A 25,342-nucleotide genomic window follows, 5' to 3' on the forward strand; every position below is an offset into this window, starting at 1 on the left:
AGCCAAAGCTGTGATGTGGAATACATTGATTGCTCCTTTGTGTTGACGGTTTTATGCTGTTCGTCATAGCCAGGGAGGCACCCGATGTGGGTCATTGAAGTCAACGTCGCCGGATACCGGTTCACCCATCGCGTGCACGACCGCCGGGTCTTCCGCTTCAGCCCCCGTACGTTCGGTTGGCGTCCGGCGCACCTGCGTCGCACGCCCGCAGCCTGATCGCCCCATTGGAGGTTGACCTGTCTTCCATCGGGACGAAGACCGCCAACAAGCGCGGTTCGACGCGCACCAAGATGCTGATCGCCGCGGTCGAGGTGTTACGGGAGCGCGGCGCGGCAGGCGTCACGATCGACGAAGTGCTCGCCCGCAGCGGCGCGCCACGCGGATCGGTTTACTACCACTTCCCGGCGGGCCGCAACCAGATCCTGCGCGAGGCGCTGAGCTACGCCGGTGACGCGATCACCAAGGAGATCGACGAGGCAGCTGCCAAGGGCGGAATGCACCTGGTCCGCAACTTCGTGGCGTTCTGGGAGGAACTGCTCGTCGAGAGCGACTTCGTGGCCGGCTGCCCGGTGGTGGCGGCGGCGATCGGATCGGCTGCCGAGGAACCGCAGTTGACCAGCGTGGCGGGCAGCATCTTCGGCCACTGGCGTGACGCGCTGACCCGTGCCTTCGTCTCCGACGGCTTCGACGAGTCCGACGCGGCCTCCCTTGCGATCACCTGCATCGCGGCGCTGGAGGGCGCAGTGGTGCTGTGCCGGTCGACCCGCTCGGCCAACCCGCTCCACGATGTCGCGCAGCAGGTCGAATTCCTGATCAGGTCAAGGGATTTCATCCGCCGCTACGGCGTGCCCGACCGCAACTGAGCCGAGCGCCATCGCGCGCAGACGAAGTCTCTGTTCACCGCCGCCTCGACCAGTTCCCATTCCGAACGGATCGGCAGCACCGGCGAACCCGCGCCGAGCGAGCACGGCGCGTAGCTGACGATCATCTCGTCGATGAGATCCGCCTCGACGAACTGTCGCGCGGCATCGCCGCCACCGACCACCCACACGTCCTTGTCCGCCGCGGCGGCGAGCAGTTCGGGATGCAGATCGGCGACGTCGCCGGCGAAGGTTTGCACATCGTGTCTGCGCTCGACGATGTGCGGTCGCCGCGTCAACACCCAGGACGGTTGCTCGTACATCCAGTCACCGGGCTGGTTGCGCACGATCCATTCGTAGGTCGCCGAACCCATCACCACGGCGCCGATCGTGGCGATGAACTCGTCGTAGTGGAACGGTCCGTCCCGGTCGATGTCGCGCGATGTCAGCCAGTCCAGGCTGTCGTGTTCGTCGACGATGAAACCGTCCAAGCTGGCCGCCGTGTAGTACACCGTTGCCAAGTCAGTTGCCCCTCATCCACTCCAACGGATCCCCCATGCGGACGTCGATCCCGTGGTGGGCCAGCATTCCTCGGGCCAGTCCGCGCCGGAGGGCTGCGTACTCCAACACGTGTGCGACGATGCCGTACAGCTGAAACGATTCGGGCGGATCGCACAGCGCGTCGATGACGGTGTCCCCCATCCGACCGTCGGCGGCGTACTCGGAAACCATTGCCGTCCAGCGCTTTGCGATATCGTCGTGATGTCGAGCCAGCTGCGCGGCGGTGGTCGTTTCTCCTCGGGTGGCCGAGCGGTCAGGAAAGTCGCGTCCTTCGATCGTGGCCAGCCACACCTGCTTGGTCCAGACGATCGCACCGAGCACCGCTCCGACACTGGGTTCGGGACCGTCCCAGTCGAGGACCACCTGCCCAGGCGAAATCTCCTCTTGCCACTGCTCTTTCGTCAGGTTGCGCGCGCAGTCGATCAGATACGCGGTGTCGGCGACGTCGTGCGCCACCATCAGTTGGGAGATGTCGGGCTCCTTCGCGTCCCCGGCGTTGTCGAGCCACAGCGAGTGCGGCGGGTGGAAGTGAAGGCCGTTGGGCGCGGTCACCCGGAACTCGACGTCAGCGGCCCTCGACGGCGGCACACCGAAGGTGCGTCGGAAGGCGCGCGAGAACACCTCGACCGACGACCAGCCTTCGTCGGCCGCGACGGCAGTCACGCGCTCACCCTGCTGCAGTCGCCACGCTGCGCGTTCGAGCATGATGCGGCGGCGCATCGCCGCGGGCGACTCGCCGGTCAGGCGGCGCACTTCCCGCGAGAAGTGGAATTCGGAGGCGTGCGTGCTGCGGGCCATGCGGTCCACCCCGCTGTTGTCGGCAGCGACGACCGCGTCGAGCAGTTCGCGCAGGCGGTCGCGGCGCGCTTCGGTGGTCACGATCACCGAGTATGGTCGCGCCGCGGGCGTAAGAACATGACGATTCCTGCTGCGTTCAGCTGTCCAGCACCTCGTGCACCCGGGCTTCGATGTCGCGGTGGTCACCGAGGTCGGTCAGGTCGATCCCGAAGCGGCCGGTCAGTTCGGCGAGGACGTCGGCGGCGGTGTCGAGGCGCACTCGTTCGGTGTCTCCCCCGCTGTGGATGGCCAGGTTACGGCCGCGCAGGTTCCACCGCGCGTCGTCGGTGACCAGCGCCACCGACAGACCGGTGACAAATCCCGACTCGGGAAACGTTGACACGTACCAACTTCCGACCTGCAGGTCGATCTGCGGGCGCGGGTGGGTCTCGAACGTGTACAGCGGCTGCCACTGTCCGTGGATCTCGGCCTCCAACAGGAAGCCCTCGTCGTGCTCGCGCAGCCGGTAGGGCTCGTGGCGCGTCGCCTGCACGGGCCCGGCTTCGAGCCGGATCGGCGAGGTCAGCGTCTGCCCACCGAACCCGACGTCGACCAACCACGGTCCGTCGTCTGCCGGGACACGCACCGACAGCACCTGATGCGTCTGCGCGGGAAGTGCGCCCGACTGGTTCATCCACACCACCCGGCCCGCGAGCCGCTGCACGCCGTAGCCCAGCGCCTCGAGCACGTAACCCATCAGGCCGTTCTGCTCGTAGCAGTAACCGCCGCGGCGACGGCGCACGAGCTTGCGGGCCAGCGCCCCCGCACTGAGATCGACGACGGGAATGCCCAGGAGCGGATCGAGGTTCTCGAACGGGATCGACCGGTTGTGCGCCGCCACCAGGGCGCGCAGTGTGGACAGCGTCGGCTCCGTCGAGCCGGTGTAGCCGATCCGGTCCAGATAGGCCGCCACGTCGAGCGCGGCCGTCACGTCGGTTGCCATGCCCACATCTTGCGACCTCAACGGCCGTTCAGGTCAACCGTTGCCGCGCGGCGGCGAGACTCCGCGCGGCAGCGCGGCCGAACCTACGGCTTGCCGCGGGCCGGCGTCTGATTCGCGACGCCGTGCCGAAGCGGGGTGTTGGCCTGCGCGGCCGTCGACTCCTGCACGGGCGAACCGCCCGCCGTACCGCTCACCTCGGGCGCGTTGCTCGGGTCACCGGACGACGGCTCGGCGCCATGGGTCAACTCCTTGAGCCGCGCGTGCAGCACCTCGAGCACCGGGATGCGGTTGCCGTGCGCGGTCTCGTGGTCGAACACCGCCCGCAGCGCGGGCTCGTCGAGCGCGCGGATGCGGTGCCGCAGCTCGGTCAACGGCAGCTGGTCGTAGTCGGTGATCGGCAGGTCGTCGCTCTGCGCCATGCGCTGTCTCCTTACAGGTGAGGTAGGCCGTCGGCCGGCGAGGGGATCGCTGTCCCCGACCCGTCGGCGCGTCCGCGATAACGGGCGATCACCGCGGCGACCGCTCCGATACCGGCGAGCGCCAGCGTCGGCCACATCGCGGCCTGCACCAACCACACTCGTCGCTGCACCTTGAAGATGCGCTTCTGCGCGTTCCGCGCTCGGGACAACGTTTCCACGTCTAACGGTTGCCCCGGGCGGCGGTTATGAAACCCGTTACGTTCCCGTCCACTTCGGCGCCCGCTTCTCGGCGAACGCGATCGCGCCTTCCTTGGCGTCGTTGGACATGAAGACCGGTCCGAAGATCTCGACCTGCTTCTTCCACATCTCCTGGGAGTTCCAGTCGCGCGACTCGACGATGATCCGCTTGGTCGCGGCCACCGCGAGCGGACCATTGGCGGTGATCTTCTCGGCGAAGGCGATCGCCGCCTCCAACGCCTGACCCGGTTCGGCGAGGACGTTGACCATGCCGAGGTCGTGGGCGCGCTGCGCGGACAGGCTCTCACCGGTCAACGCCAGTTCCATCGCGAGGCCGTAGGGAAGCCGCTGCGGCAACCGCAGCAGTCCGCCGCCGCCGGCGACCAGCCCGCGCTTGACCTCGGGAATGCCGAACGCGGATTCCTTCGACGCCACGATCAGGTCGGTGGCCAGCGCGAGCTCGCAGCCACCGGCGAGACAGTAGCCCTCCACCGCGGCGATGAGCGGCTTGGCGGGCGGGCGCTCGGTGAAGCCCAGGCCGCGGCCCTCGATGGCCACGTTCTCGCCGCGCGCGAACGCCTTGAGGTCCATGCCCGCGCTGAACGAGCCGCCGGCTCCGGTCAGGATGCCCACCGACAGGCCGGCATCGCCGTCGAGTCGGTCCATGGCGTCGGCAAGGCCGCGGCTGACGTCGGCGTTCACCGCGTTGCGGGCCTGCGGGCGGTTGATGGTGATGATCAGGATGCGGTCGCGCTGTTCGACAAGAACGACGGGTTCAGTGTTGTCACTCACGAGGCCGATCGTAACGGTCCGCGGATGAGATCATGCGGGCGCAGCGGGCGCGTGCACGCCGACCTCGGCGATCGCCGCACGGTTCTGACCGTCGGCGGCGCCCAACTTCGTAATCCACACCACCACCCGCGCGACGGGCCGCGAGTCCGTCACGGGAATCCGCGTCACGCCGGGCTCCACGGGTGTGGCGGGCGTGAGCTCGAAGGTGTCGGTCAGCGCCTTCGGGTCATCGGTCTTGTCGGTGCCGCGTACCTGGATCAGCGAGCCCGCGCTGTTCTGGTCGACGGTGACCGCGGTGATCGGCGTGGGTTCGCGCAACGAGATGAGCAGACCCACGCCGGGTTTGAATTTCGGAAACGGATCGGCGTCGTAGTAGCGGTCGGTCGACCAGGACGTCTCGGGCTTGGCGTCGATCGCCAATCCGGCATCGCCGGGGCTGTCCGGAGATCCGTCGGGGGAGAAGACGGTCGCCGCCTCCAACGGGATGCGGTCGCCGGGAGCCAGTCCGCGCACGGTCTTGGTCTGCTCGGGCGGTGGGGGCGCCGCGGTCGTCGTCGGCACCAGCCCGAGCTTGTCCGCGTCCATCGCGACGTTGTCGTCGTTGGTCTCCAGCAGACCGTTGAGCGAGGAGCCCAGCGCCAGCATCCCGACCGCAACGATCGCCGCGGCGGCACCGAGGCCCGTGCGCAGGATGGCGCGGCGGGCCGCCTCCTTCTGTTCCTGGGGTCCGAAGTTGCGGAATTCGGCATAGCGTCCGGACTTGACAGTCGGCAGGGGCGGCATCACTCGGTGAGTCGACTCCATGTCAGACGCCGCAGCCTGCTCCAGCAATGTAAGAAGCGTTGCGGCGCTGTTGATTCCACCATTGTCCCGCAGGAGCGCCGAGGTTGTCGTGGAGATCAGGAAGGGGATCCGGGGATCGACTTCGGCCGGCTCCTCGGGTTGGGCCGCACCGTCCGGCCACTGGCCGAGCAGCAGCGTGTACAGGACGCAGCCGATCCCTCGGAGATCGGTCTGCGCGGTGGCCTCGGGAAGGATGGCGGGAAATGCCAGCGCCACGTGTCCGTCGGCACCCACCCGCAACCGCGCAGGATCGTCGACCGACAGCACGAGGCCCGCACGGTGTGCCGCCTCGGCGGCCGCGGCCAACGCTCGCGTCATGGCGGCGACGGACTCCGGCGCCTGTCCCTCGTCTGCGACGTCACGGAGGCTCTGCCCGGGAAGCCAGTCGGACGCCACGACACCGAAGGCTCCCGTATGCATCACCTCGAGCACCGGGGCGATACCCGCTGTGTCGAGGCCACGAAGCCGGATGGTGCGCGCGAGGATCTCGTGGACGAACTCGTCGGGCAATTCGTGCGCAACATCGACGACGGTCAGCGCGACATGCTGGCCCGAGGCGATGTCGAGCGCCTGCCAGAATTCCAGCAGCGGGCGGCTGCCGTGTGCGGCGAGCAGCCGGTAACGGCCCCCGATCGCCATGCCGGGGATCAGTCGTTGACTTGTCGCCATCGCTCCGAACTTGCTCAACGGTCGCGGTCCGCCCTTCCGCTGCGGTGCGGAGGAAACCCGAGCCGACCCGATTGTCGACGGTGGATAGCCGCGGGGTGCGATGCCTAAACGCGTCAGTCGCCCTTCTTGCCGTTCCCGTTGCCCCGTCCGTTGCTATTGCCCGGGCCGCCCTTCTTCGGCGGCTTGGGCGGTTCGGGCTGCTCGAAGACGGGCGCCGGTGGCGGCAGCGGCGCGGCGCTGGTGGTCGGCGGGGGCGGTGGCGGCTGCGCCGGGGTGCTGGTGCTGACCTGTTGCGGCGGCTGCGTGGTCGACGACGGGTCGAGCGCCAAGGCGAGGCCGGCGACGACCAACGCGACGAACCCCGCGGCCGCGATCAGAAGCTTGCGCTCACGGCTCATCGGCCGCCGCCGCGGTGCGGGAGCGACGAAGTAGTTGGCGGAGGGCGCTAGCGGTTCGGCGAGGATCTTCGTGGCGGGTCGTGGCGCCGCTGCGGGTGCCGGTCCCATCATCGAGGGCGCGCCCATCAGCGCGGCGCGCATGTGCTCGGCGCTGGTGAACCGCTGGCTCGCGTCTCGGGCCATCGCCCGGTCGATCGTCGCGGCCAGCGCCGGGTCGATGTCGGGACGCACCACGCTGATCGGAGGCGGCGGTGCATCGAGGATGGCGTGCAGCAGGGCAGCGGGATTCTCCTGCGGGAACGGCCGCCGCCCGGTCAACGCCTCATAACCCATCACGCCAACGGCGTAGAGGTCGTCGGCGACCGAGGCCGGTGCGCCGGCGACCCGCTCCGGGCTCATGTAGGCCATCGTGCCGACGATCTGGCCGGTCGCGGTGAGCGCGGAGCCCGCCGTCTTGGCGATGCCGAAGTCGGCGACCTTCATCGCACCGCTGTTCGGCGCGATCAGCACGTTGCCCGGCTTGATGTCACGGTGGACGATGCCCGCCGCATGCGCGCAGCCCAGCGCGCCGAGCACGTCGTGCAGCATCGAGCGGACACGCGGTGGCGGCATCGGCCCCGTCTCGATCTCGTCCTGCAGCGTCCGTCCCGGCAGGCGCTCCATGACGATGAATGGGCTGCCGTCATGCTCGCCGCTGTCGTGCACCGACACGATGTTGGGGTGGTTCAGCCCCGCGGCGGCGCGGGCCTCCTCCTCGAACCGTCGCCGCATATCGGTGTCGGCGGTGAACGCCGGATAGAGCAGCTTGATCGCCACCGGCCGGTGCAGCCGGGTGTCCCAGCCGTCGTGGACCTCGGCCATCCCGCCGCGACCGAGTACACCTCGTAGTTCGTAGCGGTCCGCAAGTAGGTCGCGGCCGTCCATGCGGATAAGGTAGCCGCACCCCCTTGAGCGCAAACGCTCGCCGTTTGTCCTGCACAGGGGCGCTCCGCTAAACTAGAACACGTTTCAGTTCCGATCAGAGGGGGTGCGGTGGCCACCGGAGACGCCGAGCCGTCGCAGCTCACAAAATGGGACCCGGGCCTGACCGAGCGCTTCTTCGCCGTCACCCGCCCGCTCCTCAAGCGCTACTTCCGCTCCGAGGTGCGCGGACTCGAGAACATCCCCGCGGGCGGTGCGCTGTTGGTGTCAAACCACTCCGGCGGCATGCTGCCGATGGACGTGCCGATCCTGGCGGCGGACTTCTACGAGCATCACGGCTACGACCGGCCGATCTACACGCTCAGCCACGACATGCTGATGGTCGGACCGACCGGTGAGTTCTTCCGCAAGATCGGCTACATCAGCGCCAACCACGAGAATGCCGACCGGGCACTGCGCTCCGGCGGTCTGGTCGTGGTGTTCCCCGGCGGTGACTACGACGTGTACCGGCCAACGTTTTCGGAGAACGTCATCGACTTCGGCGGGCGAACCGGCTACATCAAGGCCGCCCTCAACGCGGGTGTCCCGATCGTCCCGACCGTCGGCATCGGCGGCCAGGAGACCCAGATCTTCCTGTCGCGCGGCACCTGGTTGGCCGAGCGTCTCGGCCCGATCGCGCGCCTGGCGCGCACCAAGATCCTGCCGGTCTCATTCGGCTTCCCGTTCGGCCTGTCACTGGTGGTGCCGCCCAACATCCCGCTGCCGTCCAAGATCGTCATGCAGGTGTTGCCGCCGATCGACATCGTCGCCGAGTTCGGCGAAGACCCCGACATCGACGAGGTCGACGCCCACGTCCGCCGGGTGATGCAGCGGGCCCTCGACGAGTTGGCCACCGAGCGCCGCCTCCCGATCCTCGGCTGAGACTTGTTTTGGACAGCCGTCTGGGGGATATGACGGACCTCGATGACTAGACGCCGTTTTCCGCTGCTGCGCGCGGCCGCCGAACTCGCCAATGCCGCCAACGGTGTGCAGCCGCTCGGGCGCGAGGGCTACATCACGCTGCCGGTGTTCGCATTCGGCTGGCCGACGACCGAGGCCGCGCCGCTGTACCTGACCGGTTCGGTGCTGGACGCCATACGGCGCGGCCTGCGTGGTGACTTCCGCGGTGCGCCCGGCCGTATCGCGTTGGCGCTCACCGCGATCGCATGGGCGTTGCTCGGCCTGATCATGTACCGCAACGTGACGTCGAAGCGCTATTTCGAGGAACCGCTGCGTGAGGCACTCGGCGACGACTACAAGCAGGTGGCCTCGTCGTCGCAGCCCGGCAGGCGGCGTCGGCTCGCAAACGTCGGCGTTCCCCCGAACGAACTGCTGCGCCGCCGCTACGTCGAGCGGGCCAACACCGTTCAGTACGGCCCGCACGGCCGGGTCAACCGCGCCGACATCTGGCGGCGTGCCGACCTGCCGCGCGACGGCAAGGCGCCGGTGCTGCTGCAGGTGCCGGGGGGTGCGTGGGCGATCGGCATGCGCAGGCCGCAGGCCTATCCCCTGCTCAGCTACATGGCCGAGCGGGGCTGGGTGTGCGTCTCGATCGACTACCGCGTCAGTCCGCGGCACACCTGGCCCGCGCACATCATCGACGTCAAACGGGCCCTGGCCTGGATCAAGGAGAACATCGCCGACTACGGCGGGGATCCCGACTTCGTCGCGATCACCGGCGGCTCGGCGGGAGGGCACCTGTCCTCGCTGACCGCGCTGACGCCGGATGATCCGCAGTGGCAGCCGGGCTTCGAGGACGCCGACACGTCGGTGGCGGCCGCGGTCCCGATCTACGGACGCTACGACTGGGTGTCGGCACGAGGCTCCGGCCGTAAGGAGTTCATCGGTTTCCTGCAGAAGTTCGTCGTGAAAAAGCCCATCAGCGAGAACAAGCAGACCTATGTCGACGCCTCCCCGATCATGCGGGTGCGTCGCGACGCCCCACCGTTTTTCGTGCTTCACGGTCAGGACGACTCGATCATTCCGGTGCAGGAGGGACGCGATTTCGTCGAGGCGCTTCGCAAGGTGTCGACGTCCACCGTGGCCTACGCCGAAATCCCGCACGCCCAGCATGCATTCGACTTCTACGGGTCACCACGGGCGCACTACACGGCGCAGGCCGTCGAACGTTTCCTGTCCTGGGTGCACGCGCAGCGCCACGCGCCGAGCGGTCAACTGCCGCAGGCTGAATCCGCGGGTGCGTAGAAGTCTGAGCGGAAGCCGTCCTACTGCGCCATGGCGGACTCGACCACCGTCAGTTCACTCGAAAGCCCTGCGGCCCCGCGGATCTCGATGAATGCGGCGATCATCGCGTCGGTCAACTCGTGCGGGTCCTCGAGCGTCGCGCCGTCGGACAGCACCGAGATGTTGAGTTGGTCGACGTAGCTCCACACCGTGATGTTCAACCCGCTGCCGGTGGTCAGCGGTCCGACGGAGTAGATCTCGGTGACCAGCGCGCCGCCCACGCGACCGGGTTGCCGCGGACCGGGCACGTTGGAGATCGGCAGGTTCAACACTTTGTTCTGGCCGTCTTTTTCGGCCAGCCAGGAAAACAGCCGCTCGGCAGGGCGCGGCGGGAAGTACGCCGACCACCGGCTCACCAGCTCCGGGCCCATCAGGTGATGCGTTTCCTTGGCCTCCACCGCGGCGTCGTGCACCGCTTGGACCCGCTGCAGCGGATCCTCGAGCTGGATGGGGACCGTCATCATCACACCGGTGAAGTAGTTGCCAGAGATCCGATCCGGTGAGAAGTCGAAACTGACTGGGACGGAAGCCAACAGCGGATGGTCGGCCTGACCGTCGTACTTCAGGGAGAGTTCCCGCAACGCGCCCGCCGAGATCGCGAGCACCATGTCGTTGATGGTGACGCCCAGATGCTTGGCCGTCTCCTTGACGTCGGCGAGCGCCAGGGTGGCGGTGGCGAACTTGCGTTGCGCGTCGACGCGGTGATTCATGAACGACGGCGGCGGCGTGAACGGCCGGGTGAGTTCGGGTGAGAGTTTCTTCGCGCTCTTGCGCACGCGTTGCAGACCCTGCGCCGTATAGCGCATGACGCTCGGTAGCCGGCCGATTTGGCGCATGTGGTCGGCGAACGCGGTCCGCACCAACTCCGCCTTGCCCGGCGGCGGATCCGTTGCGTACGAGTCACGCTCGGCTTGCGGGCCTAGCTGCAGATCCATCCCGCGGGCCAAAAGATTCGCCGACGCGACCCCGTCGGCGAGGGCGTGGTGGATCTTGCCGAGCACCGCGATTCGTCCGTTGGCCAGACCCTCGATGAAATACATCTCCCACAGCGGCCTGCTGCGGTCCAGCGGCGTGCTGGCGATCTGGCCGATTGCTTCGTCGAGTTGCCTGCGACCGCCTGGGCTGTCCACCCGCCAGTGCCGCACGTGGTACTCGAGGTCGACTTCGCAGTTCTCCCGCCACATCGGGTGGTGGAACTTGAATGGGATGTCGACGAGCTCGTATCGGAACGGGTCGAGTTTGTAGAGCCGCCCGTGGATGACGCGGCGGAACTCCTCGATGCCGAAGGGACGGTCACCCAACTCGGAGAGGTCGATCACCGCCAGCTTGAGCGTGTGCATGTGCACCGTCGGAGTTTCGCTGTACAGCAGGATCGCGTCCCAGCCGCTGAGCCTTCTCACGTCGCGGACCCCTCCCTCCGGAGGAGCCTATATAACCTCTTTAGCCCCCACCAGCGTCCGGTTTCGGTGAATCTGGTTCAGGAACAATCCTATTGCCATCGCGGCCGAGCCGGTCCTGGCCCCGTCGGTCATGTCGAACGCGTGCCCGGCGCCGGGCAGTTCGACGTAACTGACCACCGACCGGGACACCGCGCGCAGCCGTTCGACGAACGAACGGGCCTGCGCCACCGGGATGACACTGTCGCCGGTGCCGTGGACGATCAGGAACGGCGGCGCCTCGGGATGCACCTGGGCGATCGGGGACGCCTTGCGGTAGACGTCCGGACGCTTGGTGAGTTTGTGTCCCACGACGACGCGCTCGAGGAAGTCCACGAAGCGCACCCGCTCGACGGTGGACTTGTCCTCCCAGTCGTAGCGACCGTAGATGCCCACCACCGCGTCCACCGACGTGTCGGAGCCTTCCGGCAGCTCGGCCTGCAGCTCAGGATCGTTGGCGGTGAGTCCTGCCAGCGCTGAGAGGTGACCGCCCGCCGACGTGCCCGCGACCGCCACGAAGTCACGGTCGCCGCCGAACTTGTCGACGTTGGCGCGGGCCCACGCGATGGCGGTCTTCACGTCGTGGATATGGGCCGGCCACCGGTGGTGCGGCGCCACCCGGTAGTCGATCGACAGGCACACCCAGCCCTTCTCGGCGAGGTGGGACATCAACGCGTACCCCTGCAGGATCCGGTTGCCGTGCACCCACGCCCCGCCCGGCACGAAGATCAGCACCGGCGCCGGCTCGGCGGGCAACTCCTTGGGCCGCCACACGTCGAGCAGTTGTGAAGACCGGGGCCCGTACTGCACCGAGGTGCGGTACACGCTGCGCCGATGCTCCCGCAGCTTCCACAACGGCGGCGCCGACTCCGGCGCAGGCCAGTCGACGGCGAGGTCCTTGGCGTTGACCACACCGCGCAGCGCGGCCTCGGTGACAGCGTTGGTGCTGTCGCGCTCGGACTGCCTTAGCTCGGCATCGCCCGGGCTAAGCCACGATTTGACCGTCGAACCCAGGAAATCGGGCAGGTGACGGAAACCCCATACGCCGACCGCGGTCACAGTGCCCAACGGTTCCAGGTGCTTTCCGATGACGGGCAGCGAAGCCGCGGCCACGCTCGTCGCCAGCATGTAATCCGACGGGCCGGCGTTCAGCAACCATCGCGCACGTGTCCAGAACGTCGGACCTGGGTACCGGGCATCCGGTCGCACCGCCATTGCGCGACTGTACCGCGGGGCATGTTCGGCACATGTCATCTTTTCGAAGTGTCTACCGGAGACATTTCGGGATCTCGGTCGCCTATACCGTGACCTGCGCAGATGGTCTAGCGTGACTTGCCGACCGTCAACTTCGCAGAGGACTTTCACGTGAGTAAGTCAGCGCTCGCCATCACAGAAGAGCACGTCGACCTGGCCGATGCGGCAATCGGCCAGCTCAACCGTGTCAACAGCCGGGCGGCCGCCCGATCGACGCTTCAGGGCGGTTCGTCGCATCCCGCCGAGATCTGGTCGGCCTCGGCGGGCCTGGGATGGACCGGGCTGGCCATTGCCGAGGAACACGGCGGGTCCGGCTTCGGGCTCGCGGAGTTGGCGGTGGTGCTCGAAGCCCAGGGACGCGAACTGTGCCCTGGCCCGTTCCTGCCCACCGTGGCCGCGGCTGTGGTGATCGACCGGTGTGCCTCCGAAGCGGCTCGCGCACAACTGCTTCCGGGTCTCGCCGACGGCAGCACAGTCGGTGCGCTCGCGGTCTCGGGCAATGTGACGGTCGGATCCGACCTGGTCGTGACCGGTGAGAGTCCCGCGGTGCTGGGTGCGCCGGACGCGAACCTGCTGGTCGTCGTCGCCGGTGAGGACGTCGTCGTCATCGATTCTGTCGCCGAGGGCGTCACGATCAGCCCGCTCGAATCGATGGATACCTCGCGCAGCCTCGGCTCGGTCGCGCTGAGCGGTGTGACGGTCACCGAGGAACGACTGCTTCGCGGTGCGGCACGCAAGGCGCACACGGTCTTTCGCATCCTCGCGTCGGCCGAGGCGGTCGGTGTCAGCTGGGCCAGCATGGAGATGGCCGTCGAATACGCCAAGGTCCGTGAGCAGTTCGGCCGAACGATCGGGACATTCCAGGCCGTCAAGCACCACGCGGCCAATATGCTCGTCGACGCTGAGGTGACGACCGCCGCGACGTGGGATGCCGCCCGCGCCGACGACCTGGACAGCGCGTCGTTCGCCGCCGCAGTCGCCGCATCGCACGCCATCCGAACACAGGTCTTCAACGCAGAGACCAACATTCAGCTACACGGCGGGATCGGCTTCACCTGGGAGCACGATGCCCACCTGTATCTGCGGCGCGCAAGGACGCTCGCGGCGTTGATGGCCGAGGCCGGCGATCCGCTGCTCGACGTCGTCGAAGCTCAGCGCAGTGGCCAGGCGCGCGGTGCGACGTTCACGCTGCCGCCGGAAGCCGAGCAGTTCCGCGAGCAGGCGCGAGAGGCCGTCGCCACGCTGCATTCCCTGCCCGCCGACCAGCAGCGCGACTTCCTCGTCGACTCCGGCTACCTGGTGCCGCACTGGCCCAAACCGTGGGGACGCGCCGCCGACGTGCTCGAACAACTGGTCATCGAGGAGGAGTTCGCCGACGTCGAACGGCCCGACCTGGGCATCACCGGCTGGGTGACGCTGACCATCGCCCAGGCGGGCACCGACGACCAACGGGAACGCTGGGTCGAACCGGTGCTGCGCGGCGAGGTGATGTGGTGTCAGCTGTTCTCCGAACCCGGCGCGGGCTCGGATGCCGCGGCCGTGCGGACGTCGGCCAAGAAGGTCGACGGCGGCTGGCGGGTGACCGGCCAGAAGGTGTGGACCAGCCTGGCCCACCAGTGCCAGTGGGGCCTAGCCACTGTGCGCACCGACCCCGACGCCCCCAAGCACGCCGGCGTGACGATGATGGCCATCGACATGAAAGCGCCTGGGGTGACGGTCAATCCGCTTCGCGGGCTGACCGGCCACGCACATTTCAACGAGGTGTTCTTCGACGACGTCTTCGTCCCTGACGCCGACGTGGTCGGCGACGTGAACAAGGGTTGGCTGGTGGCCCGCGCGACGCTGGGCAACGAGCGCATCTCGATCGGCGGCGGTTCGGGCGGCACCACCGGGTTCACCGCGACCGATCTGGTGAAGCTGCTCGACAATGCGTCTCCCGAGAAGCGCACGACGTATCTGCGGCGGGCCGGCGAGGTGATCGCCGAGACGCACACGTTGCGGCTGTTGAACCTGCGGCGGGTGACCCGCGCGATCGCGGGTTCGGACCCCGGCCCGGAGGGCAACGTCACCAAACTCCTGGTGGCCGAATCGGGGCAGCGGATGACCGAATTGGCCATGGAGCTGGCCGGTTCCGCGGCCGTCGTCGGGCAGACCCCGACGCTGACGCTGGCTTACCTCGGCAACCGGGCCATGACGATCGCCGGAGGCACCTCGGAGATCACCCGCAATACGATCGCCGAGCGCATCCTCGGCCTACCGCGAGACCCGTTGCTGAAATAGTCAGGCCAGCAACGTGATTCCGCCGACAGTCAGCGCGACAACCTTCACGGCCTCCAGGGCGACGTAGACGTAGTGGATGCGTGACCGCCCTGCCGGGGTCGTTCCCGCCGGCGCCGACAGGACGGCATCGGAGCGCCGGTTCAATGCGGGACGGACCGCGATCAACTGAACAGCCAACGCGACAATGGCTGCGCCGAGGGCGACGGTGGCACCGGTCGACGGTCGGTCCATCACGATGATGATCACCATGACCACAGCCAGCGCGGCCTCGATGCTGTTGAGCGCGCGGAACACCAACCGGCCGATGCCGAGTCCGATCTGTAGGGACACCCCCGGCGCCCGGAACTTCAGCGGGGCCTCGATGAACGAGATCGCGAGCACCATGCCGAGCCAGACGAACGCGAGCGCGGTTGCGATGGAGTGTGCAGCGGTCATGAGACTCTCCTTCTCGGTGTCAGATTCGCGATACAGAGACCGGGCTCGGCGAACGGGACCAGTGCTTCCACGGTGACCGGCGCATCCCAGGCCGCCAGCGCCCCTTGCATCAGACCGAGATGCACGGGACAGATGATGTCGCGGTGGGTGTCCGCCAGGTCGAGGAACGGGCAATTGTGCAATCCGATCTCATCAAGATCGTCGTTGCGCGAGCGCTCTTGCGGGGCGAATCCCATTTCGGCAAGGAGACTCGTGAGGCGCTCGAAGGCCTGATCCCGGTCCAGCGGCTGGACGGCGCCGTTGGTGGCAGCCTCTTTCTTCGCCCATGCTTGGCCGGCAGCGACCGCACGTCGTTGCGGGTCGTTCTGGCGCGCCAATGCATCGGCGAGCACCCCGGCCAGCACGCGGTAGTCGCGGGGGCCGTCCGGGTCCATACCCGTTGTCGCGCGGAACATCAGCGGGGGCCGGCCCGGTTTCGTGCGGCTGGGCTTGATCATCTCGACCCGGCCGCGCTCGAGCAAGGCCTCCAGATGGAAGCGCGCGGTGTTGGGATGGATCGACAACCGCACGGCCACGTCGAGCACGCTCAAGGGCGTCCCCGCGGCCCGCAGCGCCGCCAGTACCTCATCGCGTCGTGTCATCGACCGGAAGGTCCTCAGTCGTGGCGGGTGATCGCCGCGCGCGGGCATTCGTCGACGGCCTTGGCCGCGTGCGCCTCGAACTCGGGCGGTACCGGGTCGGCGATCACCACCGCGTAATCGTCGTCGTCGAGTTCGAACACTTCGGGCGCATATTTCACGCAGAACGCATTGCCCTCACACCGATCGCGATCCACTACGACACGCATGACGCCTCCTTGACTTGATCAGCAGTTCAGTTCTCATCGGCCGGACCGGACATTGCGCCCACAACACTGGCGTGCCGGCAGACCCATCCCCCGGGGGCGCGGCCCGATTCGACGGACCGAGTCAACTCCGCGCGCATATGCGCGGTGAGATCAATGTCTATGTGCGGGTAGATAATTGGCTCTTCTTTAGAGTTGTGCTCGTGCAACTGATCCAGCAGTACGCCGCAGGCCGCCTCGATCCGGTCGGTGTCAGACGCTGCGAGCAGGCCGTCCAATGTGTCCATGGTCCGCCACAATTGGCCGTGCTCACGCATCATCACGAAGATCGGCATCACCATCCCGGCCTCACGGATCGGCGGGAACACGATGACCTCTTCGAGGTAGATGTGGCGGCGCAGCTTGTCCAGCGCCCAGGTGAGCACTTCGGTTTCGAGGACGCCGGCCCGAAGCTTGCCCACGAAGTCCTCGATCGCGCGGTCGATCTCGCGGTGTTCATGCTCCAGTGCGACATAAGGGGCTGACTTGTGCGTCACGGCGTCTCCTACCACGAGCTGCCGTTAGTTTATACAAGTCTGTTTGTATAAACAATATGGGGCACCCCTCGGCTGCCGGTGACGTAATACTTGTCGGGTGCCGTTCACCGACTTCCATCCCGACCTGCGCCGCGCCGCCCGCCTCGCCCCCAAGCAGGTGATCACACCCGCGACGCTGCCGATCGTGCGCATGGTGACCCGGCGCATGTGGCGCAAAGTGCCCCGCGATGTCGAGGCGCTGACCCTGCCGTCGGGAGTCGACGTCTGGCTGTATCGGCCGCCTGGGGGCATGCGAAAGGGCCCCGCGCTGTTGTGGATTCACGGCGGGGGTTATCTCATCGGCCATCCGGGCCAGGACAACGAGCTGTGCCGCCGGTTCGCCCGGCGCCTGGGGGTCACGGTGGCCTCCGTCGACTATAGGTTGGCGCCCGAATACGCCTACCCGGCCGCGGTGGAGGACTGCTATTCGGCGCTGAAGTGGTTGGTGGCGCTGCCGTCGGTGGACTCAAGCCGTGTCGCGATCGGGGGTGCCAGCGCAGGCGGCGGTTTGGCGGCCCAGTTGGCGCTGCTGGCGCGCGACCGCGGAGAGGTCACCCCATCGGCCCAGCTGCTGGTGTATCCGATGCTCGACGACCGCACCGTGGACCGCCGCGAACTGGACAACCCCGGGATTCGACTGTGGAACAAGTCGAGCAACAAGTTCGGCTGGGCGGCCTACCTCGGTGACGCCGATCCCGCCGTGGCCGTGCCCGCGCGCAGAAACGACCTGGCCGGCTTGCCGCCCGCGTGGATCGGGGTCGGAACGCTGGACCTCTTCCACGACGAGGATCTCGAGTACGCCGAACGACTCAAGGCCGCCGGAGTGCCGTGCGACGTCGAGATCGTCGAGGGCGCGTTCCACGGATTCGACGGCATCGCGCCCAAAGCCTCTGTTTCACAACAGTTCTTCGACAGTCAGTGCGCGATGCTACAGCGGGCGTTGGCACCCGCGGCCGCCTGAGTCACCCGCGGTCCAACACCACCTCGCCCGCGATCACGGTGGCGGCCACCATGTCCGACGCCAATGTCTCGAGCACGTCGCGCGGCGACGGTTCCAGCACCACCAGATCGCCCGGTTGGCCGGGCGCGACGGTTCGGCGCTGCAGCGGGTCATGCCCGGTACCGAAGAACATGCCGAGCGCTTCCAGCGCGGTGATGCGTTCGTCCGCGCCGAGCACCGCGCCGCTGCCGGTCATCCGTCGCACCGCGGCACGCATCGTCGCCCACGGGTCGCCCTCGCCGAACGGCATGTCGGTCGACAGCACGAGCGGCACGCCCGCGCGCAACAGCGAAGCGACGCGCCACAATTCATGGTGTTCGCCGGCGGGCACGTCGTCGAGGTACTGATCGCCGCGCTCGGCGACGAAGTTCGGCTGCGTCACCACGGTCACGCCGCTCGCGGCAAGGGCGCCGATGCCGTCGTCGGGCACGACGGATGCGTGCTCGATGCGGTCCCCCGGAAGCGTTCCGGTCGCCTGTAGCGCGGAGAGCGTGACGACGAGTTGTGCGGCGGTCACACAGTGCACGGCGACCGGTGCGCCCTCGCCGTGCCGCTCCGAGATCCACGAGGTGAGGCCGTCGAGGTCGAGGTCGGTATCGTGCAGAATCCGCTTGCCCGGTGCGAGGCACAGCACGCGCTGGCGCAGTTCCCCGCGGCGGTGGGCCTCCAAAAGCCGGACGATGTCGTCGATCTCGAGGTCGGGGGTGGCGTCGGTGACGCCGGTGACGCCGAGGCCGCTGAGCCGCTCGCTCACCTCACCCAGACCGCTCTCGTTGCGCTGCAGACTATCCGACCAGGAGCGGTCGGCACTGCGCAAGCGTCCGTCGGGGTGGTCAGCCATTCCCACACGGACCAGTCCCGCCGAATTCAGCGTCCACAGCACACCGCTGCGGTGCTGCACGCGGACCGGAACCGACGGCGCCACCTCGTCGAGAACGGTGCGGACCAGGTGACCCGCAACCGCTTCGTGATAGCCCACCGCCCTGACCCAGCCATCGGCACCGGGCTTCGCATCCGCCAACGCACGGGCCAGTTCCGCCCGGTTGCGCACCTCGGCAGGACCGACCCGCACCGAGCGTAAAGCCGCTGCGGCGGAACGCAGATGGACATGGTGATCGTGCAGCCCCGGTATGACGGTGCGACCGGCCGCGTCGTAGACCGGCTCGCCGCGAATACGCTCCAGCTCCGGCTCGACGGCGACGATCATTTCGGCCACCCGGATATCGACGGAAGTGCCGTCGAGAAGCGTCGCGCGCTGGATCAGCAAGACGCGGGCCGTCGCTGGTCGATCAGCTGCTCCACTTCCTCGTTGTCCGCCCCGAGCGGTTGCGCGGCTGCCGACAGTTGCGGCGCTGCGCCACAGGGTGATTGGTCGTCCCGCGGTAGCTGTGCATAGGTGGCGGCGACGGCGGCCATCGACATTTCGATCAGCTCCCCTCCCCCGCTGCGCAACGACCGCGCGACGGCCAGCGCTGCCTGGAGCCCGGTCAGCGGGTCGGCGATCGCATCGGCGCAGAACTCCGGCTCGTCGGGCTCACCACAGACCAGGCCGCCCGACACGGCGGCGTCGTCGCCGAACGCGACCCAGTTGTCACGGTCACCGTCGGTGCCGTGGCCGGTGACCCGTAGCCACACCCGGCCTTCACGCGGCGCCACGTCCGTCGGGGAGAGCCCGCGACGAGCCAACGCCGCGGGCCGCGACGACTCGATCACGACGTCGGCGGCGGCCAGCAGCGCCCGCAAACCGGACGGTTCGTCGAAATCGACACTGTAGGAGAGTTTTCCGGCGTTAATCCAGTCGAAGAACGCTTGCGGTCCGTGACGGGCGCCGTCGGGTCGTGCGGCGCTCTCCACCTTGACCACGGTCGCACCCGCCGACGAGAGCAACCGCCCACACAGCGGCCCGGCCCACATCGCGGACAGGTCCGCGACCAGGAGGTCAGCAGGGCCTCGCGTCGCGGTGGCCGCACCGAACGGGTACACCCGCGGGGCCTCGGGCGGGGTCTCGGCGAGGCCCGCCGCCGGCAGGCCGAGCAACCGGGCGCGCTCGGTCATGTCGGCGCAGTCGTTCTCGGCGACCCAGTCCTGGACCGCCTGCCATGGATCGTCGACCTCGTCGGCCGATATCAGCGCGGGAACCGCGGCGATGTCGTCGGGCCTCGCCAACGTGAGGGCACACCAACTGTCATGGCTGCGCATCAGGCGCGTCGCGCCGCCCGCCGACACCTGACCGGCAGGCGAAAGGCCCAGCAGCGCAGCACGCCCGCCGATCAACTCGGCGGCGTCGACCTCGACGCCGGTGAAGGTTGCGAAGGCGTCGGCTACCCGTCCGGCCCGGTCGAGCACGGCGGTGGGGACAGCCAACATCGTCGACGTCACGCTCCCCATTGTCGCCAACTTCACAACCGGGTGCCGCCGGGGGTGGGCGCGGCTCAGAATTGCAGCGCGGTGAAGCGCCAATCGAGCACGTTGCGATCCTGGTCATCGACCGCATACACCACCGACCGCACCGTCAGCACGCCACCGCGACCGTCCGCAAGCGGCTCGGCCTTCTCGATGTGCACCTCGCTGTAGAGCGTGTCCCCTTCGTACACCGGCCCGGTGTGGTCGCAGGACTGCCAGCCGAGGACGGTGACAAGGTTGGGCAACAGCCGCGTCACCTGAGCCAGCGCCAGCCCGATCGTGTGGCCTCCGTAGACCAGCCGACGGTTGTTGACCCGCCAGTCGTGGTGTGTCGCAGCGATGTTCAACGTCAGCCGGGCCAGCTCGGGTGCGCTGCTCACCACGTCGCCGGTGCTGTGCAGCACCGCCCCCGCGAATCCGGGATCGAAGTGGGCCCCAGGTACCTTCGCGCGGTAGGTCTCGGCGTCCCAGTCCGAGGTCGGATCGGGTACGGGCGGGGTCTCAGCGCCGATCGTCGACAGGTCGTCGGCGTGCCCCGTCTCGCCGGCACCGTCGCGCAGCGGCAGCATCGCGCAGCGGTGAAAATCGAGCACCAAGCGGCCGAGCTCGTCGACGGTCGTCATCCGCAGCGCGGCCAATCCGGTCCGCGCCCGGCCCGGCTTGACGGAGTTCTCCTTGAGCCCGACCACTTCTGTGCGGGTGAACAGGGTGTCGCCGATGACGGGGAACCGGTGAAAGACCAAGCCGCGGTAGAACAGATTGGCCTTCACCCGCTGGGTGACGAGCGTGGTCTGGCCGATCGCGACGTCACAGACCAGCGCCGGATGCGCCAGCGGACCGGCCGCACCAGTGACCGCCGTCGCCAACTCGCCGTCGAGCGCCAGCCGCAGACGATCGCCGACGATCGACTGATGCACCGCGGCCGCACCCGACGTCAACGTCATCGGCGGCGCGGTGTCGAAAACCTGCCCCACGTGCAGGTCGTCGAAGTACGGGCCGCTCACGGGCCCACTCTGGCATTGGGCCGCACAAAGTGTCAATATGGCCGTACATGAATGAGGAAGAGACGATGCTGGTCGCCACCGTGCGGGCCTTCATCGACCGCGAGGTCAAACCGCGAGTGCGCGACGTCGAACACGCCAACGAATATCCCGAGGCGTGGATCGAGCAGATGAAGCAGATCGGCATCTTCGGTCTGGCCATCCCGGAGGAATACGGCGGTTCGCCGGTGTCGATGCCCTGCTACGTGGAGGTGACCCAGGAGCTGTCCCGCGGCTGGATGAGCCTGGCCGGGGCGATGGGCGGACACACCGTCGTCGCCAAGCTGTTGGTGTTGTTCGGCACCGAGGAGCAGAAGCGCCGCTATCTGCCCACGATGGCGACCGGCGAGATCCGCGCCACGATGGCGCTGACCGAACCTGGCGGCGGGTCCGATCTGCAGAACATGGCCACCACGGCGCTGCCGTCCGAAGGCGACGGCCTGACCATCAACGGATCGAAGACCTGGATTTCGAACGCGCGCAGATCCGGGCTGATCGCGCTGTTGTGCAAGACCGATCCGACGGCCACTCCGCGCCACAAGGGAATCTCGGTGGTTCTCGTCGAACAGGGCATGACGGGGTTGTCGGTGTCTCGGGACCTGCCCAAGCTCGGGTACAAGGGCGTCGAATCGTGTGAGCTGATTTTCGAGGACTGCCGTGTGCCCGCGTCGGCGATCCTCGGCGGAGAGCCGGGTAAGGGCTTCGCCCAGATGATGCAAGGCCTTGAGACGGGCCGTATTCAGGTCGCGTCACGGGCGCTCGGCGTGGCGACGGCCGCGTTGGAGGATGCGCTGCGGTACGCCCAGGAGCGCGAGAGCTTCGGGCAACCCATCTGGAAGCACCAGTCCATCGGCAACTATCTGGCCGACATGGCCACCAAGCTCACCGCCGCCCGCCAGCTGACGCGGTATGCCGCCGAGCGCTACGACAGCGGCGAACGCTGCGATATGGAGGCGGGGATGGCCAAGCTGTTCGCCTCCGAGGTCGCGATGGAGATCGCGCTCAACGCGGTCCGCATTCACGGCGGTTACGGCTATTCCACGGAGTACGACGTCGAAAGGTACTTCCGCGACGCGCCGCTGATGATCGTCGGCGAGGGCACCAACGAGATCCAGCGCAACGTCATCGCCTCGCAGTTGGTGGCACGAGGCGGCCTGTAGGCGATGAGGCCCGCGCCGGCGTACCAGACCCTGCGCGACCAGTTGCGCGAGCAGATCGCGGCCGGCCGCTACCGCGACGGAGCGCGGTTGCCGACGGAGTCGGAACTCGTTGCTGCTCATGGTCTGTCGAGACAGACTGTGCGCCGCGCGTTTCAGGACCTGGTGGCCGATGGTGTCGTGTACCGGGTGCCGGGTCGCGGGACGTACGCAAGCGGTTCGGGACGGCGCTACCTGCGCCAGTTCGGCTCGATCGAGGACCTGATGAGCCTGTCCGACGACACCACAATGGAGGTGCTCGGCGGACTGCGGCGTCGCGTGGACGTCGAGGGCGCCAGCAGGCTGCGACTCGACGACGACATCGTGTACACGGTGGTGTTCCGGCGGCTGCACGGCACCGACCCCAGGGTGCCGTTCGTACTGACCACGGTGCATCTGGCGCCGACAGTGGCAGCGGCGGTGGCGGACTCGCCGGAGTTGGCCGACGGGGCAGCCGGGACGCAGACCGTCATCGGACTGCTCGAGCCGCATCTGAGTGCACCGATCGTCGAAGCCGCACAGTCGATCACGGTCGCACCCGCCGATGCCGAGGTGGCAGACGCCGTCCTCTGCGAACCGGGGCATCCGATGTTGCGCGTCGACCGGTTGTACTCAGACGCGCAAGGCCGACCGATCGAGTTGTCGGTCAGCCATTTCCTGCCCGAGCAGTACACCTACCGGGTGACGTTGCGCCGCTCGGGCTAGTCAGCGATCTCGTCGACGAGCCCCCACCGTAACGCCGTCGGCGGATCGATGGTTCGGCCCGACAACACCAGATACGCTGTGCGCCAACGGCCGATCCGGCGAGTGATACTCACCGTTCCGCCTGCGCCGGGGATCAGCCCGAGGCTGAGTTCCGGCAACCCGAAAACGGCGCTCGGGCTCGACTCGATGTGGCCACAGAACGCCGCCATCTCCAATCCGCTGCCGAGCACCTGACCGTGGACTCGCGCGCGGCAGCGGTTGCCGAGCCGGTCGGTCAGCTCGGCCAGCACCAGCGCGGGGCTGTAGCGGGTGCGGGCGAAGTGTGCGCTCGCGGGATCGAGGAAACCCCCGAACTCGGCGAGATCCCCACCGCTGCAGAACGACGGTCCGTTGCCGGACAGGACCACCTCGGTGACCGACGGGTCGACGCGCGCCACCTCGAGTGCCTCCAGCAGCGCGCCGCGAGCGTCGGTGGAGAACGCGTTGTGCCGCCGCACCCGGTTGAACCGCACATAGACGGTGTCGTCGATGCGTTCGGCCACAACGGGATCGGGGATCTCGGGGACCTGCGAGGGTCCGCGCTCGTCGAGCCAACGCGCGAACTCCGGCCCTGCCTGCAGCGTGGAGTATGCCAGCGACTCGGTGATGACGCCGCCGAACGCGGGGGCGGCCGGGTCGACGGCACGAAGGACGTCGTCGCAGATGCCCGCGGCGTGCGGCCACTGGGCGCACCGCTCTGTCACTTCGGCGAGGGTGTCGGCCACGGAGGCCACGGTGACGACCCGGCTGTCGTCGGAGTCGTATTCCGACAAGGTGAATGTGGCGTCGTCAGTTGGCGTTTCGATCGCCACGACGATGCCCGACGGCAACTCGACGTGTGTCACGAGTACTTCTTGACCAGCTCCTGCTTGAGCATCTTGCCGGTCTCCGTACGTGGCAGTTGGGCCTCGAACGAGATGGACCGCGGACATTTGTAGTGCGCCAGGCGTTCACGCAGCCACTCGAGCAGTTCCTCGGCGAACTCGTCGGTCGCGTCGGCGGGCTCGACGGTCTGCACCACACCCTTGACACGCTGGCCCATCTCTTCGTCGTCAACCCCGAAAACCGCCGCGTCCAACACCTTCGGATGGGTGATCAACAGGTTCTCGGCCTCCTGCGGGTAGATGTTCACCCCGCCGGAGATGATCATGTGGTGCTTGCGGTCGGTGAGGAACATGTAGCCGTCCTCGTCGAGATAGCCCACGTCACCGACCGTCACCCACCCGTGCTTCTCACGCGACTCGGCCGTCTTCACCGGATCGTTGTGATAGACGAAACTCATTGGGCCCATGTCGAAATAGATCTGACCGGGCTCTCCCGGCGGCAGTTCCTCGCCGTCCTCACCGAGCACATGCGCCTCACCCAGCAGCGGCTTGCCCACCGAGCCCGGGTGGTTGAGCCAGCCCTCGGCGGTGATGAAGGTGATACCCGCGCCCTCGGAGGAGGAGTAGTACTCATCGATGACCGGACCCCACCAGTCGATCATCTGCTTCTTGATGTCGACCGGACAGGGCGCGGCGGCATGTACGACTCTGCGGATGGACGAGAGGTCATACGAATCACGGATTTCGGCCGGCAGTTTGAGCATGCGGACGAACATGGCGGGCACGAACTGCCCGCTGGTGACCCCGTACTTCTGGATGGCTATCAGCGCCTCCTCGGGCTCGAACTTCCGCATGATCACCGTGGTAGCGCCCATGGCCTGCGCGGACATCGTCCACATACACGGCGCGGTGTGATACAGCGGCGCCGGGCTGAGATACACCGAATCACTGTCCATCTGGATGGCCATCAACAGGGCGGACAGCATATTGCCGGCCTGCGAGGGGGAGACATGGGGCAGCTCGCGCCGAATCCCCTTGGGGCGTCCGGTGGTTCCCGACGAGTACTGCAGCAGGTCACCCTCGATCTCGTCGGGGATGGGGGTTTCCGGGTGATCGGCGACGCATTCCGGATAGCGCTGCCAGCCGTCGAGGTTGTCGTCGGCGATGAGCAGCAGCTCCGGTAGTCCGTTGGGCAGGTGCTCTTCCAGCTCCTCGCACACCTTGAGCATCGCCTGCGATCCGATGACTGCCTTGGCGCCACTGTTGTCGACGATGTAGGCCGCCTCGGCTGCGGTCAGGTGCGTGTTGATCACCGCGTAGTACAGACCGCTGCGCCGGGCCGCCCACATGACGGCGTGCAGATGTTCGTTGTTCTCCATCAGGACAGCGACGGTGTCCCCTTCCACCAGCCCCGACTGCCGGAAGTGGTGGGCCAACCGGTTGGCGCGCGCCTCGAGCTCGCCGAACGTCACCGTGGTGCCACTGGGATGCATGATGACGGCGGGTTTGTCGGGCGTCGCCTCGGCATGTTCGCGGATCTGCATGGGC

At 67.7% G+C, this 25,342-nt stretch carries 27 protein-coding genes; 8 read left to right on the forward strand and 19 right to left on the reverse strand.

What is annotated here, in order from left to right; genetic code table 11:
• The first annotated feature begins 84 nt into the window (after window positions 1-84).
• Both CEX88_RS26490 and CEX88_RS05525 read left to right on the forward strand, forming a co-directional pair.
• A complete protein-coding gene (locus tag CEX88_RS26490; RefSeq protein ID WP_255361661.1) occupies window positions 85-216 on the forward strand; it encodes a hypothetical protein in 132 nt (43 codons plus the stop codon).
• Window positions 217-290: 74 nt separating this feature from the next.
• Window positions 291-863 (forward strand): TetR/AcrR family transcriptional regulator, encoded by a 573-nt coding sequence (locus CEX88_RS05525; RefSeq protein ID WP_066848371.1) that lies wholly within the window; start codon window positions 291-293, stop codon window positions 861-863.
• Here the strand turns inward: CEX88_RS05525 and CEX88_RS05530 are convergent.
• The 8 genes from CEX88_RS05530 to CEX88_RS05565 form a co-directional block, all read right to left on the reverse strand.
• Entirely contained in the window at window positions 839-1,381 is a 543-nt protein-coding gene (locus CEX88_RS05530) for a dihydrofolate reductase family protein (protein WP_094292694.1), read from the reverse strand. The genes CEX88_RS05525 and CEX88_RS05530 overlap by 25 nt on opposite strands.
• Before the next feature lies 1 nt (window position 1,382).
• Entirely contained in the window at window positions 1,383-2,300 is a 918-nt protein-coding gene (locus tag CEX88_RS05535) for a helix-turn-helix domain-containing protein (protein WP_238381957.1), read from the reverse strand.
• Window positions 2,301-2,355: 55 nt separating this feature from the next.
• Window positions 2,356-3,201, reverse strand: coding sequence for an arylamine N-acetyltransferase family protein (locus CEX88_RS05540; RefSeq protein WP_094292695.1), 846 nt, complete (start codon window positions 3,199-3,201; stop codon window positions 2,356-2,358).
• Window positions 3,202-3,284: 83 nt separating this feature from the next.
• Complete coding sequence (locus CEX88_RS05545; RefSeq protein ID WP_066848086.1) at window positions 3,285-3,620, reverse strand: DUF8129 domain-containing protein; 336 nt, start codon at window positions 3,618-3,620, stop codon at window positions 3,285-3,287.
• Window positions 3,621-3,631: 11 nt separating this feature from the next.
• On the reverse strand, window positions 3,632-3,829 hold the full coding sequence (locus tag CEX88_RS05550) for a hypothetical protein (protein ID WP_126315911.1): 198 nt from the start codon (window positions 3,827-3,829) through the stop codon (window positions 3,632-3,634).
• A gap of 46 nt (window positions 3,830-3,875) precedes the next feature.
• Window positions 3,876-4,658 (reverse strand): crotonase/enoyl-CoA hydratase family protein, encoded by a 783-nt coding sequence (locus tag CEX88_RS05555; RefSeq protein ID WP_094292696.1) that lies wholly within the window; start codon window positions 4,656-4,658, stop codon window positions 3,876-3,878.
• A 21-nt stretch (window positions 4,659-4,679) separates the two neighbouring features.
• Complete coding sequence (locus CEX88_RS05560) at window positions 4,680-6,161, reverse strand: protein kinase family protein (protein ID WP_126315912.1); 1,482 nt, start codon at window positions 6,159-6,161, stop codon at window positions 4,680-4,682.
• Window positions 6,162-6,274: 113 nt separating this feature from the next.
• Window positions 6,275-7,483, reverse strand: coding sequence for a protein kinase domain-containing protein (locus tag CEX88_RS05565; RefSeq protein ID WP_094292698.1), 1,209 nt, complete (start codon window positions 7,481-7,483; stop codon window positions 6,275-6,277).
• 108 nt (window positions 7,484-7,591) lie between these two features.
• Between CEX88_RS05565 and CEX88_RS05570 the strand changes: the two genes are divergently transcribed.
• A complete protein-coding gene (locus CEX88_RS05570) occupies window positions 7,592-8,401 on the forward strand; it encodes a lysophospholipid acyltransferase family protein (RefSeq protein ID WP_064399990.1) in 810 nt (269 codons plus the stop codon).
• A 42-nt stretch (window positions 8,402-8,443) separates the two neighbouring features.
• Complete coding sequence (locus tag CEX88_RS05575) at window positions 8,444-9,724, forward strand: alpha/beta hydrolase (RefSeq protein WP_094292699.1); 1,281 nt, start codon at window positions 8,444-8,446, stop codon at window positions 9,722-9,724.
• 20 nt (window positions 9,725-9,744) lie between these two features.
• Here CEX88_RS05575 and CEX88_RS05580 read toward each other — a convergent pair whose 3' ends face one another.
• Both CEX88_RS05580 and CEX88_RS05585 read right to left on the reverse strand, forming a co-directional pair.
• A complete protein-coding gene (locus CEX88_RS05580) occupies window positions 9,745-11,163 on the reverse strand; it encodes a WS/DGAT/MGAT family O-acyltransferase (protein WP_066848103.1) in 1,419 nt (472 codons plus the stop codon).
• A gap of 27 nt (window positions 11,164-11,190) precedes the next feature.
• The gene (locus CEX88_RS05585) at window positions 11,191-12,414 is read right to left on the reverse strand and encodes an alpha/beta hydrolase (protein WP_066848106.1); all 1,224 of its coding nucleotides are present in this window, start codon (window positions 12,412-12,414) and stop codon (window positions 11,191-11,193) included.
• A 150-nt stretch (window positions 12,415-12,564) separates the two neighbouring features.
• Here CEX88_RS05585 and CEX88_RS05590 point away from each other — a divergent pair, with 150 nt between their 5' ends.
• Window positions 12,565-14,733: an acyl-CoA dehydrogenase family protein gene (locus CEX88_RS05590; RefSeq protein ID WP_066848375.1), complete on the forward strand. Its 2,169-nt coding sequence runs from the start codon at window positions 12,565-12,567 to the stop codon at window positions 14,731-14,733.
• Here CEX88_RS05590 and CEX88_RS05595 read toward each other — a convergent pair whose 3' ends face one another.
• The 4 genes from CEX88_RS05595 to CEX88_RS05610 are packed head-to-tail and all read right to left on the reverse strand — an operon-like array spanning window position 14,734 to window position 16,548.
• Window positions 14,734-15,168, reverse strand: coding sequence for a hypothetical protein (locus CEX88_RS05595; protein WP_094292700.1), 435 nt, complete (start codon window positions 15,166-15,168; stop codon window positions 14,734-14,736).
• Window positions 15,165-15,809: a helix-turn-helix transcriptional regulator gene (locus CEX88_RS05600; protein ID WP_094292836.1), complete on the reverse strand. Its 645-nt coding sequence runs from the start codon at window positions 15,807-15,809 to the stop codon at window positions 15,165-15,167. The genes CEX88_RS05595 and CEX88_RS05600 overlap by 4 nt, the downstream gene beginning before the upstream one ends.
• A 14-nt stretch (window positions 15,810-15,823) precedes the next feature.
• Entirely contained in the window at window positions 15,824-16,015 is a 192-nt protein-coding gene (locus CEX88_RS05605; RefSeq protein ID WP_066848112.1) for a ferredoxin, read from the reverse strand.
• 26 nt (window positions 16,016-16,041) lie between these two features.
• On the reverse strand, window positions 16,042-16,548 hold the full coding sequence (locus CEX88_RS05610) for a hemerythrin domain-containing protein (RefSeq protein WP_238381958.1): 507 nt from the start codon (window positions 16,546-16,548) through the stop codon (window positions 16,042-16,044).
• 97 nt (window positions 16,549-16,645) lie between these two features.
• On the opposite strand from CEX88_RS05610, the gene CEX88_RS05615 reads away from it, so the two are divergent.
• On the forward strand, window positions 16,646-17,548 hold the full coding sequence (locus CEX88_RS05615; protein ID WP_094292701.1) for an alpha/beta hydrolase: 903 nt from the start codon (window positions 16,646-16,648) through the stop codon (window positions 17,546-17,548).
• Window position 17,549: 1 nt separating this feature from the next.
• On the opposite strand, the gene CEX88_RS05620 is transcribed toward CEX88_RS05615, so the two are convergent.
• From CEX88_RS05620 to CEX88_RS05630, 3 genes are read right to left on the reverse strand one after another with little or no spacing between them, the layout of a single operon-like run.
• A complete protein-coding gene (locus CEX88_RS05620; RefSeq protein WP_094292702.1) occupies window positions 17,550-18,854 on the reverse strand; it encodes an amidohydrolase family protein in 1,305 nt (434 codons plus the stop codon).
• Window positions 18,848-19,975: a CoA transferase gene (locus CEX88_RS05625; RefSeq protein ID WP_094292703.1), complete on the reverse strand. Its 1,128-nt coding sequence runs from the start codon at window positions 19,973-19,975 to the stop codon at window positions 18,848-18,850. The genes CEX88_RS05620 and CEX88_RS05625 overlap by 7 nt, the downstream gene beginning before the upstream one ends.
• 44 nt (window positions 19,976-20,019) lie before the next feature.
• Window positions 20,020-20,934 carry a hotdog family protein gene (locus CEX88_RS05630; RefSeq protein ID WP_238381971.1) on the reverse strand — a complete coding sequence of 305 codons (915 nt, stop codon included), beginning with the start codon at window positions 20,932-20,934 and terminating at the stop codon, window positions 20,020-20,022.
• Between the two features lie 107 nt (window positions 20,935-21,041).
• Here CEX88_RS05630 and CEX88_RS05635 point away from each other — a divergent pair, with 107 nt between their 5' ends.
• The gene (locus CEX88_RS05635) at window positions 21,042-22,190 is read left to right on the forward strand and encodes an acyl-CoA dehydrogenase family protein (protein WP_094292705.1); all 1,149 of its coding nucleotides are present in this window, start codon (window positions 21,042-21,044) and stop codon (window positions 22,188-22,190) included.
• A gap of 3 nt (window positions 22,191-22,193) precedes the next feature.
• Entirely contained in the window at window positions 22,194-22,931 is a 738-nt protein-coding gene (locus CEX88_RS05640; protein WP_094292706.1) for a GntR family transcriptional regulator, read from the forward strand.
• Here CEX88_RS05640 and CEX88_RS05645 read toward each other — a convergent pair.
• Both CEX88_RS05645 and fadD4 read right to left on the reverse strand, forming a co-directional pair.
• The gene (locus tag CEX88_RS05645) at window positions 22,928-23,815 is read right to left on the reverse strand and encodes an enoyl-CoA hydratase/isomerase family protein (RefSeq protein WP_238381959.1); all 888 of its coding nucleotides are present in this window, start codon (window positions 23,813-23,815) and stop codon (window positions 22,928-22,930) included. The genes CEX88_RS05640 and CEX88_RS05645 overlap by 4 nt on opposite strands.
• Window positions 23,812-25,338 (reverse strand): fatty-acid--CoA ligase FadD4, encoded by a 1,527-nt coding sequence (gene fadD4 / locus CEX88_RS05650; protein ID WP_094292708.1) that lies wholly within the window; start codon window positions 25,336-25,338, stop codon window positions 23,812-23,814. Before fadD4 ends, CEX88_RS05645 begins: the two co-directional genes overlap by 4 nt.
• Window positions 25,339-25,342 lie beyond the last annotated feature (4 nt).

This window comes from Mycobacterium neumannii (genome assembly GCF_002245615.1).
Taxonomy (GTDB): Bacteria; Actinomycetota; Actinomycetes; order Mycobacteriales; family Mycobacteriaceae; genus Mycobacterium; species Mycobacterium neumannii_A.